Source organism: Pseudomonas sp. ASL7 (genome assembly GCF_056680375.1).
This window is the reverse complement of sequence record NZ_CM155279.1, coordinates 6083402-6098149: the sequence shown is the minus strand read 5'-3', so window position 1 is coordinate 6098149 and position 14748 is coordinate 6083402. Positions and strand designations below refer to the sequence as shown.

At 59.2% G+C, this 14748-nt stretch carries 13 protein-coding genes; 6 read left to right on the top strand and 7 right to left on the bottom strand.

From position 1 onward, the window contains the following. Nucleotides 1-37: 37 nt before the first annotated feature. A complete protein-coding gene (pcaK, locus tag AC1MDT_RS28135) occupies nucleotides 38-1384 on the bottom strand; it encodes a 4-hydroxybenzoate transporter PcaK (RefSeq protein WP_480419934.1) in 1347 nt (448 codons plus the stop codon). A 127-nt stretch (nucleotides 1385-1511) separates the two neighbouring features. Then, the gene (gene pcaR / locus AC1MDT_RS28130; protein ID WP_480419932.1) at nucleotides 1512-2354 is read right to left on the bottom strand and encodes a pca regulon transcriptional regulator PcaR; all 843 of its coding nucleotides are present in this window, start codon (nucleotides 2352-2354) and stop codon (nucleotides 1512-1514) included. Nucleotides 2355-2868: 514 nt separating this feature from the next. Here pcaR and AC1MDT_RS28125 point away from each other — a divergent pair. The 3 genes from AC1MDT_RS28125 to AC1MDT_RS28115 all read left to right on the top strand — a co-directional run bounded on the left by AC1MDT_RS28125 (nucleotide 2869) and on the right by AC1MDT_RS28115 (nucleotide 5092). Further along, nucleotides 2869-3036 (top strand): hypothetical protein, encoded by a 168-nt coding sequence (locus AC1MDT_RS28125; RefSeq protein ID WP_480419931.1) that lies wholly within the window; start codon nucleotides 2869-2871, stop codon nucleotides 3034-3036. Between the two features lie 4 nt (nucleotides 3037-3040). Then, a complete protein-coding gene (locus tag AC1MDT_RS28120) occupies nucleotides 3041-3241 on the top strand; it encodes a hypothetical protein (RefSeq protein ID WP_007935837.1) in 201 nt (66 codons plus the stop codon). Nucleotides 3242-3616: 375 nt separating this feature from the next. Beyond that, a complete protein-coding gene (locus AC1MDT_RS28115; RefSeq protein WP_480419930.1) occupies nucleotides 3617-5092 on the top strand; it encodes an inorganic phosphate transporter in 1476 nt (491 codons plus the stop codon). 265 nt (nucleotides 5093-5357) lie between these two features. Here AC1MDT_RS28115 and ccoM read toward each other — a convergent pair whose 3' ends face one another. From ccoM to AC1MDT_RS28100, 3 genes are all read right to left on the bottom strand, one after another. Then, nucleotides 5358-5471 carry a cytochrome c oxidase subunit CcoM gene (gene ccoM, locus AC1MDT_RS28110; RefSeq protein ID WP_342214916.1) on the bottom strand — a complete coding sequence of 38 codons (114 nt, stop codon included), beginning with the start codon at nucleotides 5469-5471 and terminating at the stop codon, nucleotides 5358-5360. Nucleotides 5472-5615: 144 nt separating this feature from the next. Continuing rightward, nucleotides 5616-5777: a hypothetical protein gene (locus AC1MDT_RS28105; RefSeq protein WP_007935839.1), complete on the bottom strand. Its 162-nt coding sequence runs from the start codon at nucleotides 5775-5777 to the stop codon at nucleotides 5616-5618. Between the two features lie 72 nt (nucleotides 5778-5849). Continuing rightward, a complete protein-coding gene (locus AC1MDT_RS28100) occupies nucleotides 5850-6191 on the bottom strand; it encodes an aspartate-semialdehyde dehydrogenase (RefSeq protein ID WP_480419929.1) in 342 nt (113 codons plus the stop codon). 263 nt (nucleotides 6192-6454) lie between these two features. Here AC1MDT_RS28100 and rapA point away from each other — a divergent pair, with 263 nt between their 5' ends. Beyond that, a complete protein-coding gene (rapA, locus tag AC1MDT_RS28095) occupies nucleotides 6455-9301 on the top strand; it encodes an RNA polymerase-associated protein RapA (protein ID WP_480419928.1) in 2847 nt (948 codons plus the stop codon). 155 nt (nucleotides 9302-9456) lie between these two features. Here the strand turns inward: rapA and AC1MDT_RS28090 are convergent, their stop codons facing one another. Then, the gene (locus tag AC1MDT_RS28090) at nucleotides 9457-10806 is read right to left on the bottom strand and encodes a spinster family MFS transporter (protein WP_480419927.1); all 1350 of its coding nucleotides are present in this window, start codon (nucleotides 10804-10806) and stop codon (nucleotides 9457-9459) included. 325 nt (nucleotides 10807-11131) lie between these two features. Between AC1MDT_RS28090 and AC1MDT_RS28085 the strand changes: the two genes are divergently transcribed. Together AC1MDT_RS28085 and AC1MDT_RS28080 are read left to right on the top strand one after the other, a co-directional pair. Further along, nucleotides 11132-11497 carry a YkgJ family cysteine cluster protein gene (locus tag AC1MDT_RS28085; RefSeq protein ID WP_480419926.1) on the top strand — a complete coding sequence of 122 codons (366 nt, stop codon included), beginning with the start codon at nucleotides 11132-11134 and terminating at the stop codon, nucleotides 11495-11497. Nucleotides 11498-11643: 146 nt separating this feature from the next. Next, the gene (locus AC1MDT_RS28080) at nucleotides 11644-13926 is read left to right on the top strand and encodes a putative bifunctional diguanylate cyclase/phosphodiesterase (RefSeq protein WP_480419925.1); all 2283 of its coding nucleotides are present in this window, start codon (nucleotides 11644-11646) and stop codon (nucleotides 13924-13926) included. Here the strand turns inward: AC1MDT_RS28080 and AC1MDT_RS28075 are convergent. Continuing rightward, the gene (locus tag AC1MDT_RS28075) at nucleotides 13817-14713 is read right to left on the bottom strand and encodes an NAD(P)-dependent oxidoreductase (protein ID WP_480422876.1); all 897 of its coding nucleotides are present in this window, start codon (nucleotides 14711-14713) and stop codon (nucleotides 13817-13819) included. The genes AC1MDT_RS28080 and AC1MDT_RS28075 overlap by 110 nt on opposite strands. Nucleotides 14714-14748: the final 35 nt, after the last annotated feature.

Below are 14748 nucleotides of genomic sequence, written 5' to 3'. Positions count from 1 at the left end.
AGGCCATCGAAACCACGTGAGATTCCGGATCAGGCAGTCAGGTCGCATCCGCATGGCTGACCATGCCCTTGATCACCACCGCCGTGGTCGCCAAGGCCGCCGGGATCACCAGCGCCGTCAGCACTTGCTCAAAGTTCCAGCCCAACCCCAACAACGTCGCCCCCATCCACGCACCCAGAATCGCGCCGAAACGACCAATCCCCAGCATCCACGACACACCGGTCGCCCGGCCCTGGGTTGGATAAAACCGCGCTGCCAGTGAAGGCATTGCCGATTGCGCGCCGTTAATGCACATCCCGGCCAACAGCACCAAGGTCGCCAATAGCGTGATGTTGCCCAGGCTCTGCCCTACCGCGTAGGCAAACACCCCGGCCAACAGGTAGAAAATGCCAATTACCTTGTGCGGATTGAACCGGTCCATCGCCCAGCCCACGCCCACCGCACTCAATACGCCGCCAAACTGGAACAACGCGCCAATGAAGGCGGCCTGCTCCATGCTCGCGCCACTGTCACGCATCAGCGTCGGCAGCCAACTGGTCAGCAGGTAAACAATTACCAGGCCCATGAAATAAGTGAGCCACAGTAATAAGGTGCCGGTGCTGTAGGTACCGGAGAAGATCACCGCAAATACATTGCGGGCTTTCACGGTTTTCTGTTCCGGCACGCTGAAGCTGGACGCCTGGGCAACAACAGTTGGATCGATTGGCGCCAGCGCCTTGCGCACCTTGTCGGTGCCTCGATTGCGCACCACCAGGTAACGCGCCGATTCCGGCAGCCAGAGCAATAAAACAATCGCAAGCATCAACGGCAAAATCCCGCCGATGAGCAGCAGGCTGTGCCAACCGAACGCCGGAATGAGTTTCGCCGAAATAAACCCGCCACCGGCCATACCCAGGTTGAAGCCGCAGAACATGCTGGTCACCAGCAGGGACTTTTTGCGCTCAGGGGTGTATTCGGACAGCAGCGTCGTGGCGTTCGGCATGCCTGCGCCGAGGCCCAGGCCGGTGAGGAAACGCAAGACCAGCAGCTGATCGACGTTAGTGCTGTAAGCCGAGGCCAGGCTAAAAGCACCGAACAACAGCACGGCGCTCACCAGCACCACTTTTCGTCCGAAGCGGTCAGCCAATGGGCCGGACCCCAGCGCGCCGAAGACCATGCCGATCAACGCAGCACTCATGACCGGACCGAGACTGGCGCGGTCGATGCCCCACTCTTGCGACAGGGCGGGCGCGATGAAGCCCATGGCCGCCGTATCGAGGCCATCGAGGAAGACAATCAGAAAACACAGGATCACCACTCGCCATTGATAGCGCGAAATGGGTTGAGCATTGATGAAGGACTGCACGTCGAGGCAGTTACCTACAGCAGACTGAGGCTGGTTCATTATTTTTATTCCACGCAAGAACGCAGTCGGACAGGAGTCAGCCGAAACTGACACTGCCGCGACATTAGTGATCCTGGTGAAAGAGCGTCAATTCGCCAAAGGCGAGTCTGTGCGATTATCGAACAGCTTAGGCGAAGAGCTGCGCGCTGAGGTCGCGGCTGGCAGACAGAAGGCCGGGCAGAAAACGCTGCTCCAGTTCGCTGCGACTGACCCGGCCGGCGTGAGTGCTGACGTTTAGCGCCGCGACCACTTGACCGGAAGCGTCGTACACCGGAACGGCAATCGAGCGCAGGCCCTGTTCGAGTTCCTGATCGACAATGCACCAGCCTTGTTGCCGCACCTCTTGCAGGCATTCGAGTAACGCCTCGGGAGTGTGCAGCGTGCGACTGGTCTTGGCTTGCAGTTCCGCGTGGTCGAGGTACTCGCCCAGAGACGTGTCGTCCAGCGCCGCCAGCAGAATACGGCCCATGGAAGTGCAATAGGCCGGCAGGCGTCCGCCCACCGAGAGGTCGACAGAGATCAGTCGCTGGGTGGTCGCCGAACGGGCGATGTACAAAATGTCATCGCCTTCCAGCGTCGCCATGTTACAGGCCTCGTGGAGTTGCTCGCTCATGCGGTCCAGGTACGGCTGGGCGGAGACCGCCAGGGGCGTTGAGGAGACATAGGCGTGACCGAGGGTCAGCACTTTGGGCAGCAGCGAATACGTGCGGCCGTCGGTGGTGGCGTAGCCGAGCTTGATCAATGTGTGCAGGCAACGTCTCACAGCGGCGCGGGGAATTTCCGTACGGTGACTGATCTGGGCGATGGTCAGGTGCCGCTTGCGCTCCTGAAACGCTTGCACCACCGCCAGGCCACGGGCCAGGGACGTCATGAAGTCCGGGTCACCGGTCAGCGCCTGGATCCGCTTGGCGGGCGAGGCGACGATCGGCGGCGCCACTGAAGCGAAGGAGTTGCGCAATTGATCGTTCATATAAGGTCCTTTTCCCACAGGGGTCAGCGACTATTACAAGCGGCTACCGGCCTGAGACACAACACCGAATAGTCAAGAGCGGGCGATTATCGAACCATCGACCGATAATCGCAACCAACGATACCCAAGGCGAGCCAGGCTCGCCGACTCCGCTCTCCGGGTTCGCTAGATCTTTTCCCACTTGCCTGGACGAGAACTTAAGGGCGCGATGTTATGTCCCAAGTTGAGAGATTGATTGGCGCCAGAAAGACATCATTGCAAAGTGGCTTCACTGTGCAACCCTAGTTAGCCGTAAAAGTTACGGTTCACAAAACAATCACACATCAAGATCTACTTTTAACTCTTTGGAGATAGTGTTCTTCGAATCGACCGCTATAATGCAACTCAGTGGCCCCGGTTTTTTATTGCCGATTCCGCCACCCGGCAGCGCGATGTTCCATCGTTGCTGCCCGCAGCAAGCGCCTGACGCTCATTTCATATGCTCCGCCATTGCGCTCGCTGAAACAGGAAACTGATGCTGCGTCAGCTATTCATCTCTGGTGTCGTGGCCGCCTGCAACATGGAAGTATTGATTGCACTGCCGAAAAATGATGTCTTTGCGGGCTTTGTCCTCTCGACGAACGTGGTCAATAGATTTGATGCAGCGCGTTTCACCAGAATTAATCTCAACTCAATCAGGTAGCACTGTGACGAAAGACGAACTGCGCGCGGAACTTGAGCGCCAGGAACAACGTTACAAGGAAGTTTACGGCGGGGAAGTCACCACCTACGCCGCTCAGCCAGAACCGGAACGCAAACCCTGGCGCAAACGTGCCACTGTTCAGGATCAGGCTTTTACCCAGGAATTGCAGAAGATGGAAAAGGAACTCAAAGCCGAAGAGCCCTGACCGCTTCGGCCTGAATCCTTTCAAGGGACTGCGTCGGCACCCGTTAAAAGCGGGGAGATAACGACTATGCTTTTCGCGCCCGCTACCAGCGGGCAGCGGCCGCCTCACTCATAACATGAGGTAATAGGCTGATGTCCGACCCTCTTCTCGGATATTTCACACAAGCGTTCAGCCTCTCGCGCCTGAGAGAATCCCTTGTGCCTGTGGTCTTTCCAACTGGATTCAATGACTTGCAAATCCCGTAAAAAACCTCGGGCTTAGGGTCTCGCCACAAATTAATTCATTGAAGAATGTTACCGACGAGCAGCAAGTGCATCGATTTCCAGTCTTTTCTGGCATAATCGCGCCCCCTTACGACCGGGTCAGAAAACCTTCATGATCGATTTATTCAGCGGACTGGATGCTTGGGTGCTTGTGAGCCTCTTGCTCGCCCTGGCCTTTGTCCTCGCCTTCGAGTTCATCAACGGCTTTCATGACACCGCTAACGCGGTTGCCACTGTTATCTACACCAAAGCCATGCCACCTCATCTGGCGGTGTTCTTTTCCGGTGTGTTCAACTTTCTCGGGGTGCTGCTGGGCGGTGTTGGCGTGGCGTATGCCATCGTCCACCTGCTGCCGGTAGAGCTGCTGATCAATGTAAACACCGGTCACGGGCTGGCCATGGTGTTCTCGTTGCTCGCCGCCGCTATTACCTGGAACCTGGGCACCTGGTACTTCGGTATCCCGGCTTCCAGCTCCCACACCTTGATCGGTTCAATCCTCGGTGTCGGCCTGGCGAACGCCTTGATCAATGACATCCCGTTGGCCGATGGCGTGAACTGGCAGAAAGCGATTGATATCGGTGCTTCCCTGGTGTTCTCGCCAATAGCCGGCTTCATTGTTGCCGGGTTGATACTGGTCGGCCTTAAATGGTGGCGCCCACTGTCCAAGATGCACAAGACGCCAGACCAGCGTCGCAAGCTCGACGACAAGAAGCACCCGCCGTTCTGGAATCGACTGGTGCTGGTGATCTCGGCCATGGCCGTGAGCTTCGTGCACGGTTCCAATGATGGCCAGAAAGGTATTGGCCTGATCATGTTGGTCTTGATCGGTATTGTGCCGGCGCAGTTTGTACTTGACCTGAGCAGCACGACTTATCAGATCGAACGGACTCGCGACGCAACCCTGCACCTGAGCCAGTTCTACAAGCGAAATGCCGACACCCTGGGTGAATTCCTGGCGCTGGGCAAAAGCGTGGAAGGCGATTTGCCGGAGAAATTCCGTTGCAACCCGCAACAGACCGAACCGACCATCAGCGCCCTGCTCGACACCCTCAAAGGTGTAGCCGACTATCACTCGCTGTCGTCGGAAAGCCGCATCGAAGTGCGTCGCTACCTGCTTTGCCTGGATGACACCGCGAAGAAAGTCAGCAAATTACCTACCCTGGCAGCCCGTGAAAAATCTGACCTGGACAAACTGCGCAAAGACCTGACCACCACCACCGAGTACGCCCCGTTCTGGGTGATTCTGGCGGTCGCCCTGGCACTCGGCCTGGGCACCATGGTTGGCTGGAAGCGTGTGGTACTGACCATCGGTGAGAAGATCGGCAAGCAAGGCATGACGTACGCACAAGGCATGTCGGCCCAGATCACCACTGCGGGCATGATCGGCCTGGCCAACATCTTCAGCCTGCCGGTGTCCACCACCCACGTCCTGTCTTCGGGTGTGGCCGGCACCATGGTTGCCAACAAAAGCGGCCTGCAAGGCGGCACTGTCAAAACCATCCTGCTGGCCTGGGTCCTGACCTTGCCAGCCACAGTGGCCCTGTCGGCCGGCCTTTTCTGGCTGGCATCGAAGGCATTGGGTAGCTGATAGTAGCTGCAATTAAAAAAGGCGCGTTCCGTGAGGTTCGCGCCTTTTTTGTACCTGTTTTCTTCCAGACACCACAAATCCCCTGTGGGAGCGAGCTTGCTCGCGATGAGGCCATAACATTCAACATCCATGTTGGCTAACAGGCCGCCATCGCGAGCAAGCTCGCTCCCACAGGGTTCTGTTTTGCCAGACAGATTTTCAGGCAAAAAAAAGGGCAACCGAAGTTGCCCAAAATGCCTTGCGTGCTCATTACATCCAGAAAGATCTACGGTTTGCGCTTATGTGAATCCTTCCAGATAAAAAATCCAAACCCAGCAAAAAACAGAACCATGAGGCTGACAGTCAGCACTCCGGCGATCACCACGTTGTCGAAAAACATGACTAGCCTCCTGCACTTGCCCTGTTGCGATAGGGCTAAGTTAACCAATCAGGCAGGAGAAAAAATTGACCAGGGTCAATATCGCCCGAGAATGGGCTTATAGAAGGGGAAATAACTGACCAGCATCAACCGATGCTGGATGCATCAACGCTTTTTCGGTTTGTTTTTCGGCTTTTTCTTGGCTTTGCCCAACGGCATGGCCTGCTCGAATGCCTGGCGTACTTCATTCAGGCGCTTTTCATTAAGGTCATGAACCCGCTTGGCGCGTTCAGAATTGAGATCGATCAGCTTGTCGTCTTGGCTCATGGTACTCAGTACATCGTTTGGCAGGTTTGTCGCAATAATGCAGTCTGACGGCAGCGCTGACCAGCCACCCCCTCAAATCTGAATATCGACCCACAACCCCTGACGCGGCTGATCCTCCATCAGCGGCGCCACCGGCACGGTATTGTCGGCATTCAGCTCGTCACCGGGAATCGCCAGGTGCTCCTGCGGATCCTCATCGGCTTCACGACGACGCCGCTGCCGCTCCTGCTGGCGGCGCTGTTCTTCGCGCAGCTGAAACGCCGCTTCTTCCGGATTACGCTGTTGCAGGTCGATGGTGCTTTCGTTGGAGTTTTCCTGCACCGCTACCACCGGCGGAATATCCGGACGCTGGCGGACCGGGTCGTGCTGGGATGTGATCGGCACGGCACTCAAAGGGAGCATCGGAAGCAGCATATTTTTGGTTCTCCTGTCAGCAGGCTGTCGGCTGTAGGGATGGCGACTTGAGCCATCGGTCGCAAACTGTGACCGGGTGCACACTGTAGGTGTAGGAGCGAGCTCGCTGGCGAAGAACGTCAGGGCACCGCGTACACCCAGGCAGCCCTCGTCATCGTTAACGTGCTTCGCGAGCGAGCTCGCTCCTACACGAGTAATCCTTTGGCCCTGCTGCCCTCATTCCGTTAAGATAGCCCGCTTTTTCAAGGTGGGAGTCAGGCAGCATGGCGCAGCAGTATCAACCGGGGCAACGCTGGATCAGTGACAGCGAAGCCGAGCTGGGTTTAGGCACCGTTCTGGCACAGGACGGCCGCTTGTTGACCGTGCTCTATCCGGCCACTGGCGACACTCGCCAGTACGCGCTGCGAAATGCACCCCTCACGCGCGTGCGATTTTCGCCGGGCGACTCGATCACGCATTTCGAAGGCTGGAAACTGACCGTACAGGAAGTCGACGACGTCGACGGCCTGCTGGTCTACCACGGCCTCAACGCGCAGAACGAAGGGGTGACCCTGCCGGAAACCCAACTGTCGAACTTCATTCAGTTCCGTCTGGCCAGTGACCGTCTCTTCGCCGGCCAGATCGACCCGCTGGCATGGTTCTCCCTGCGTTATCACACGCTTGAGCACACCAGCCGCCAATTGCAGTCCTCGCTGTGGGGCCTGGGCGGCGTGCGTGCGCAACCGATCGCGCACCAGTTACACATTGCCCGTGAAGTCGCCGACCGCATTGCCCCACGGGTTTTGCTGGCTGACGAAGTGGGCCTGGGTAAAACCATCGAAGCCGGCCTGGTCATCCACCGCCAACTGCTCTCGGGCCGCGCCAACCGCGTGCTGATCCTGGTTCCGGAGAACCTTCAGCACCAGTGGCTGGTCGAGATGCGCCGTCGCTTCAACCTGCAAGTCGCGTTGTTCGACGAAGAGCGCTTTATCGAAAGCGATGCCGCCAACCCGTTCGAAGACACTCAGCTCGCGCTGGTTGCACTGGAATGGCTGGTGGACGACGAGAAGGCCCAGGACGCGCTGTTCGCCGCCGGTTGGGATTTGCTGGTCGTCGACGAAGCGCACCACCTGGTGTGGCACGAAGACAAGGCCAGCCCTGAGTACACCCTGGTCGAGCAGCTTGCTGAAACGATCCCGGGCGTATTGCTGCTGACCGCCACCCCGGAACAACTGGGTCAGGACAGCCACTTCGCCCGTCTGCGCCTGCTCGATCCGAACCGTTTCCATGACCTGCACGCCTTCCGTGCCGAGAGCGAAAACTATCGCCCGGTGGCCGAAGCCGTTCAGGAGCTATTGGACAAAGGGCGCCTGTCGCCTGAAGCGCACAAGACCATTCATGGCTTCCTCGGCAACGAAGGCGAAGCCTTGCTGACCGCCGTGAACGATGGCGACACCGAAGCCAGCGCCCGCCTGGTCCGCGAATTGCTCGACCGCCATGGCACCGGCCGCGTGCTGTTTCGCAACACCCGCGCTGCCGTGCAGGGGTTCCCGGAGCGCAAACTGCACCCGTACCCGTTGCCGTGCCCGGACGAATACCTCGAACTGCCGTTGGGCGATCATGCCGAGCTGTACCCGGAAGTCAGCTTCCAGGCCCAGCCGGACGCCAACGAAGAAGAGCGCTGGTGGAAATTCGATCCACGCGTCGAGTGGCTGATCGACACGCTGAAGATGCTCAAGCGCACCAAAGTGCTGGTGATCTGCGCCCACGCTGAAACTGCCATGGACCTGGAAGACGCCCTGCGCGTGCGTTCCGGCATTCCGGCCACGGTGTTCCACGAAGGCATGAACATCCTCGAGCGCGACCGCGCCGCCGCTTATTTCGCCGACGAAGAATTTGGCGCACAAGTACTGATCTGCTCGGAAATCGGCAGTGAAGGTCGCAACTTCCAGTTCTCTCACCACTTGGTGCTGTTCGATCTGCCATCGCACCCGGACCTGCTGGAACAGCGTATCGGTCGTCTGGACCGTATCGGCCAAAAACACATCATCGAACTGCACGTGCCGTACCTGGAAACCAGCCCGCAACAGCGCCTGTTCCAGTGGTATCACGAAGCGTTGAACGCATTTCTCAACACCTGCCCGACCGGCAACGCGCTGCAGCATCAGTTCGGCCCGCGCCTGCTGCCGCTGCTGGAAAACGCTGACGATGGCGAGTGGCAAGCGCTGATCGACGAAGCCCGCGCCGAGCGTGAGCGTCTGGAAGCCGAGCTGCACACCGGCCGCGACCGTTTGCTGGAGCTCAACTCCGGCGGCGCTGGCGAAGGTGATGCGCTGGTCGAGGACATTCTCGAGCAAGACGACCAGTTTGCACTGCCGATTTACATGGAAACCCTGTTCGACGCCTTCGGTATCGACAGTGAAGACCATTCGGAAAACGCGCTGATCCTCAAGCCGAGCGAAAAAATGCTCGACGCCAGCTTCCCGCTGGGCGACGACGAAGGCGTGACCATCACCTACGACCGCAACCAGGCGCTGTCTCGCGAAGACATGCAGTTCATCACCTGGGAACACCCGATGGTTCAAGGCGGCATGGACCTGGTCTTGTCCGGCTCGATGGGCAACACCGCCGTGGCGCTGATCAAGAACAAGGCACTGAAGCCTGGCACGGTGTTGCTGGAACTGCTCTACGTCAGCGAAGTGGTTGCCCCGCGTTCGCTGCAACTGGGCCGTTACCTGCCACCGGCGGCCCTGCGCTGCCTGCTCGATGCCAATGGCAATGACTTGTCGGCCCGGGTGTCGTTCGAGACGCTGAACGATCAACTGGAAAGCGTGCCTCGCGCCAGCGCCAACAAGTTCATCCAGGCCCAGCGCGATCAGCTGACCCCTCGAATCAATGCTGGCGAAGACAAGATTTTCCCGCGGCACGCCGAACGCGTGGCAGAGGCACAGCGTCGCCTGGCAGCCGATACCGACGAAGAGCTGGCGCGCCTGACCGCGTTGCAAGCGGTCAACCCGACCGTACGCGACAGCGAACTGGTTGCCCTGCGCAAACAGCGCGAGCAAGGCTTGGCCATGTTGGACAAAGCTGCGTTGCGACTGGAAGCGATTCGGGTGTTGGTGGCGGGTTAATCGCCCTCCTCCAGCCCGCTAAAACAAAAGGCCCGCAGCGATGCGGGCCTTTTTTGTTTGCTTCAGTGTTGTGGTGTTGCTGATGCCCCCTTCGCGAGCAGGCTCGCTCCCACAGGGATTGGTCGGTGTGGGAGCGAGCCTGCTCGCGATGGCGATTACGCCGTCGCCACACAACCCCCAGGCTCAACCACCGCCACCAACCCTTCCTTCATCCGCTTCGCATCCCGCACAAAACACCGCGATGCCAAAAACAGAAACACCATCGTAAGAAACAGCGCCACCGGGATCAGGTACATCGCGTCATGCAGGCCGACAGCCTTGAACGCCTCGGTCATTTGCCCGGCACCGGCCTCCAGCATTGCCATGTGCGCAAAGTGATCGGACAGTCCACCCACCACCACCGGCCCCAAGCCGCCGCCCAGCAAATACAGCCCGGCAAAGAACAGCGCCATCGCCGTCGCCCGCAACCGCGGCTCGACCACGTCCTGGATCGCCGTGTAGACGCAGGTATAGAAGTTGTAGGCAAACAACCAACCCGCACTGAACAACGCCACAAACACCCCGATCTCGATTCGCCCGGAATGCAACGCCCAGGCCGTGCACAGGGTCGAGATGATCAGGCTGAACGCCGCAAACAGCAGTCGGCCATTGGCCACCCGCTGGTGAATCTTGTCAGCGACCCAACCACCGAGCGTCAGGCCGAACAGCCCGGTCACGCCAACGATCATTCCCGTTGCGACCGCGGCGTCCTGCAACGGCATCAGGAAGTAACGTTGCAGCATCGGCACCAGAAACGAGTTGCAGGCATACGTGGCGAAGTTGAAGCACAGCCCCGCCATCACCAGCCACAGGAACGTCGGCACGGCCAGCACGCGACGGATCGGCCGATCTACGCGTTCCTGGGAAACCTGCACGCTTTCCGCCGCGCCGCGTTTCGGCTCCTTGATGAAGAACATGAAGATCGCCAGGATCAGCCCCGGCACCGCGGCGATGAAAAACGGCGCACGCCAGCTATCGAAGGCCTTGACCATCCAGCCGATGGTGAAAAACGCCAGCAACAAGCCTAATGGCAGGCCCAGCATGAAGATACCCATCGCCCGCGCGCGACGGTGGGCCGGGAACAGGTCGCCGATCAGCGAGTTGGCGGCCGGTGCGTAACTGGCTTCACCGATGCCGATGCCCATGCGCACGATCAGGAAACTCCAGAAGCTGCCCACCAGCCCGTTGACTGCCGTGAGCCCGCTCCACACCGCGAGCCCCCAGCCCATCAATTTGCTGCGCGAACCGGTATCGGCCATCCGCCCCAGCGGCAGGCCGGCGATGGCGTAGACAATGGTGAATGCCGTACCGATGATCCCCAGCTGAAAGTCGCTGAGGTGCCATTCCATGCGGATCGGCTCGATGATGATGGCGGGGATGGTGCGATCGAAAAAGTTGAACAGGTTGGCGAGGAACAGCAGGAACAAAATGCGCCAGGCATTCGCCGCTTGGGTCGAGTTCTGCATGGGTCCATCTCTTTTTATTGTTATGAGGCTTCACTGCCCCCGGAATCTGCAATCTAGTCAGCCACGGCCAGCCTGTCTGTCATCATTCGTCAGCCTGATATCAGCTCATCGTGCCTTGCGCAAAACTGTGGGAGCGAGCCTGCTCGCGAAGGCGGTGGACGCGTCGCCATCTGTATTGAATGTGCCGGACGCTTCGCGAGCAGGCTCGCTCCCACAGGTGTTGGTAAAAAACCTGTCGCCCCCCCTTCCAATGCCCAAGGCGAAGCCTAGAATAGCGGCCTTGTCTGACCCACCGTTGCCCCCATCCCTCCTTTGATAATCGCCCATGTCCGAAGCCAGTCCGTGTCTGAATTGCGGTGCCTGCTGTTCTCATTTTCGCGTGTCCTTTTTTTGGGGTGAATGCACCTCGGCCGGGGGGACGGTGCCCGACGAACTGGTCGCGCCTATCAGCCCCAGCCGGGTCGCCATGCTCGGCACCGACTGCAAACCCACTCGTTGCGTCGCACTGGTGGGTGAAGTCGGCAGCACCGTGCAGTGCTCTATTTACGACAAGCGCTCCAGCACCTGCCGGGAGTTCGACGCTTCTTGGGCCAATGGCGAGGCGAATGTGGATTGTGATGCCGCACGGGCAGCGTTCGGGCTACCCGCCCTGCAACCCGAGTTCGAAGCGCTGCACGGACAGAGCGCTTAGGGCTTAGCACTAAACGCTATTAAGCTAATGCCAAAATGGTTAGTGCCAATGTGCCACCACCGCTTGCACTCCATGCATGGCCTCTATACTCCAAAGCATTCGCCAGCGTTCTTGGCGCCGACCATGGTGTAATGACGGGGCGTGCTATGGAGTGGCTTGGTCTGCATTTCATTACCGAGCTTCCAAAGAGCGGGCTGGTAATACTCGATTGCTCACATGATCCGCTGTTGCTCCTACTGGCTTATGTGGTCGCCTGTGCCGGCAGCTTTGCCACACTGCACATGGTTGAACGGGTCTGGCACGCCGAAAAGGCCGCCGCCCAACTCCTTTGGCGCTGGGTCGGTGCCGGATGCCTGGCGGGCGGGATCTGGGCCATGTATTTCATCGGCATGCTGGCGTTTCAAGCGCCTGTCGATACTCATTACGAACTGCCCGTCTCGCTCCTTTCGTTGTTGATCGCCCTGCTCGCCTCGTGGCTGTTAATGCATACCCTCAGCCATCCTGGCCCGAGCTTTTGGCAGTGCCTCAAGGCGTCGATCTGGATTGGCCTGGGCATTGCCGCCACGCATCACGTCGGCATGAGCGCCATGCATTCGAGTGCAGTGGTCTATTACCAACCGGCGCTCTTCACCCTCTCCATCGTGATCGCAATAGGCGCCAGCCTTGCAGCCCTGTTGATATACAGCCATTTGCACGAGGGTAGCGGCCTGTTCCATCAACTGCTCAAATACAGCGCCGGCCTGGTGCTTGGGGCAGGCATTATCAGCGTGCATTTCATCGGCATGGCGGCCTTCAATCTGGTACTGCCCGTCGACAGCCTTCAGCTGCCACCCGGCGAAAGCAATCACCTGCAACTGGGCCTGACAGTGGCGACCATGACGCTACTGATCATTGGCAGCAGCATCAGCGCCGCCATGGCGGACAAGAAGCTGCAACACAAAGAGCGCGATCTGCAACGGGTCAACGCGCTGCTCAGTCAACTGGACCAGGCGCGCATGTCACTGCAACAGGTTGCGCATTACGACGCCTTGACCAACCTGATCAATCGGCGTGGCTTCAACCAGCTCTTTGCCGAGAGGCTCATCGAGAAGACCCACGAGGGCGGCATGCTGGCGGTGCTGTTTTTGGACATCGATCACTTCAAGCGCATCAACGACAGCCTCGGCCACGATGCCGGTGATGACCTGCTCAAAGTCCTCGCCAGCCACATCAAGAGCTCGGTGCGCAGTCATGACGATGTGGTGGCGCGCCTTGGCGGAGACGAATTTTGTCTGCTCATCAGTCTTCAAGATCGCGAAGAAGCACGGCACATGGCCCAGCGCATCCTATTGAAAATGAAGGAGCCCATCGAGTTGGCCGGGCGACGCGTGGTCATGACCACCAGCATCGGTATCAGTGTGTTTCCGGAGGACGGCAAGACGTGTGAAGAGCTGTTGAAAAACGCCGACCTGGCGTTGTATCAGTCCAAGGACAGTGGCCGCAACGGCCTGCATTTCTTCAATGCAACCCTGAAAACCCGCGCCACGCTGGAGCTGCAACTGGAGGAAGAGTTACGCCACGCCTTGCGCGAAAACAGTGAGCTAGAACTGTATTACCAACCAATCTATGACTTGAAAACCGGTCAGGTCAGCAAGCTTGAAGCGCTGATACGCTGGCATCACCCGATCCATGGATTACTTGCTCCGGATCGATTCCTCGCCATCGCCGAGACCAACGGGCTGATCGCCGAGCTGGACAATTGGGTGCTGCGCAAGGCGTGTGAGGACTTGGGCGAGTTGTCGCGCCAAGGCTGCGAGGAACTCAAGATTGCGGTGAATTGCTCGCCCTTGAACCTGGGGCGTGAAGAGCTGGCCGATGAAATCGAACAGGCGCTGCGGATCTCGGGGGTGGCGCCGCAGCGGCTGGAACTGGAAGTGACCGAGAATGCGCTGATGGACAACATCACCAATACCCTGGTGTTACTGCGCCAGATTCGTGCGCTCGGCGTGTCGCTGTCGATCGACGACTTCGGCACCGGTTATTCGTCCCTGGCCTACCTCAAGCGCCTGCCACTCAACACGCTGAAAATCGACCGCTCGTTCATCCAGGACATTCCCATGGCCACCCAGGACATGGAGATTGTCCAGGCCATTATCGTCATGGCCCATACCCTGCATTTACAGGTGGTTACCGAAGGCGTCGAAACGTTCGAGCAATACGAGTTTCTCGAACGCCACGGCTGCGACTTCGTTCAGGGTTACCTGCTGAGTCGTCCGGTGCCGCTGGCTGAATTGCGACCGGTACTGAACGAAATCAACCAGCGCAAACATTCGCGCACGGTCAGTCCGTTGAGCCTGGCTCGCGGTACATCTGCACTAACGTCGACGGATCCTTTTCCAGGAATCCCTGGGCCCCATGCAGTCGCATCAATTGTGCGGCCAGTCCACTGATCGGCGTGGCCGAACCCTGCTCGCGGGAAAACTTGACTGCCGTGTCCAGGTCCTTGAGCAACGTGCGGACATGCCATTTCACCGGCTCGAAGCGACTCTCGGCCATTTGCGGGGCGAGGATCTGCAGAGGTTTTGAATCGGCAAAACCGCCGGCCAGGGCTTCGGCGATCAAACTGGCGTCGACACCGGAACGCTCAGCCAATGCCACGACTTCGGCGATCACCAGCGCATTGCAGGCGACGATCATCTGATTGCAGGCCTTGGTCACCTGCCCTGCTCCGACGCCTCCCATGTGAGTCACTCGTTGGCCGAGGCTCAGCAAAACCGGTCTGACCCGCTCAAGGTCTGCCGCGTCGCCGCCGACCATAATGGCCAGGCTGCCAGCTTCCGCACCGACCACGCCGCCGGATACCGGCGCATCCAGCCATTGCATACCGGTTGTACTGGCAAGCACCGTCGCCATTTCCCGCGTGGCCGTAGGCTCCAGGCTGGAGAAATCCACCAGCAACTGCCCCCTTTTCGCCCCCTCGGCCACCCCGTTCACGCCAAAAACCACCTCACGTACCACCGAGGTGTCCGCCAGGCACGCCATCACCACATCAGCGTGCTGGCACAGTTGCGCAGGCGTGTTCACTTGTCGGGCGCCGGCCTCCACCAGCGGCGTGCACTTGGCCGGGTTGCGGTTCCACACGGTCAGCGGATAACCCGCTGCCAGCAGACGCCGGCACATCGGCAAGCCCATCAGGCCGATCCCGGCAAAGCCGAGCGAAGGTAACGTTGCCATTATCTGGCCTCCTTTTGATTAAAGATCGCCGAATATTG

Coding starts and splice junctions, on each gene's coding strand:
- pcaR (WP_480419932.1), bottom strand. CDS start 2,354: ATGAACGATCAATTGCGCAACTCCTTCGCTTCAGTGGCGCCGCCGATC.
- rapA (WP_480419928.1), top strand. CDS start 6,455: ATGGCGCAGCAGTATCAACCGGGGCAACGCTGGATCAGTGACAGCGAA.
- AC1MDT_RS28105 (WP_007935839.1), bottom strand. CDS start 5,777: ATGAGCCAAGACGACAAGCTGATCGATCTCAATTCTGAACGCGCCAAG.
- AC1MDT_RS28090 (WP_480419927.1), bottom strand. CDS start 10,806: ATGCAGAACTCGACCCAAGCGGCGAATGCCTGGCGCATTTTGTTCCTG.
- AC1MDT_RS28125 (WP_480419931.1), top strand. CDS start 2,869: ATGCTGCGTCAGCTATTCATCTCTGGTGTCGTGGCCGCCTGCAACATG.
- AC1MDT_RS28100 (WP_480419929.1), bottom strand. CDS start 6,191: ATGCTGCTTCCGATGCTCCCTTTGAGTGCCGTGCCGATCACATCCCAG.
- AC1MDT_RS28080 (WP_480419925.1), top strand. CDS start 11,644: ATGGAGTGGCTTGGTCTGCATTTCATTACCGAGCTTCCAAAGAGCGGG.
- ccoM (WP_342214916.1), bottom strand. CDS start 5,471: ATGTTTTTCGACAACGTGGTGATCGCCGGAGTGCTGACTGTCAGCCTC.
- pcaK (WP_480419934.1), bottom strand. CDS start 1,384: ATGAACCAGCCTCAGTCTGCTGTAGGTAACTGCCTCGACGTGCAGTCC.
- AC1MDT_RS28085 (WP_480419926.1), top strand. CDS start 11,132: ATGTCCGAAGCCAGTCCGTGTCTGAATTGCGGTGCCTGCTGTTCTCAT.
- AC1MDT_RS28115 (WP_480419930.1), top strand. CDS start 3,617: ATGATCGATTTATTCAGCGGACTGGATGCTTGGGTGCTTGTGAGCCTC.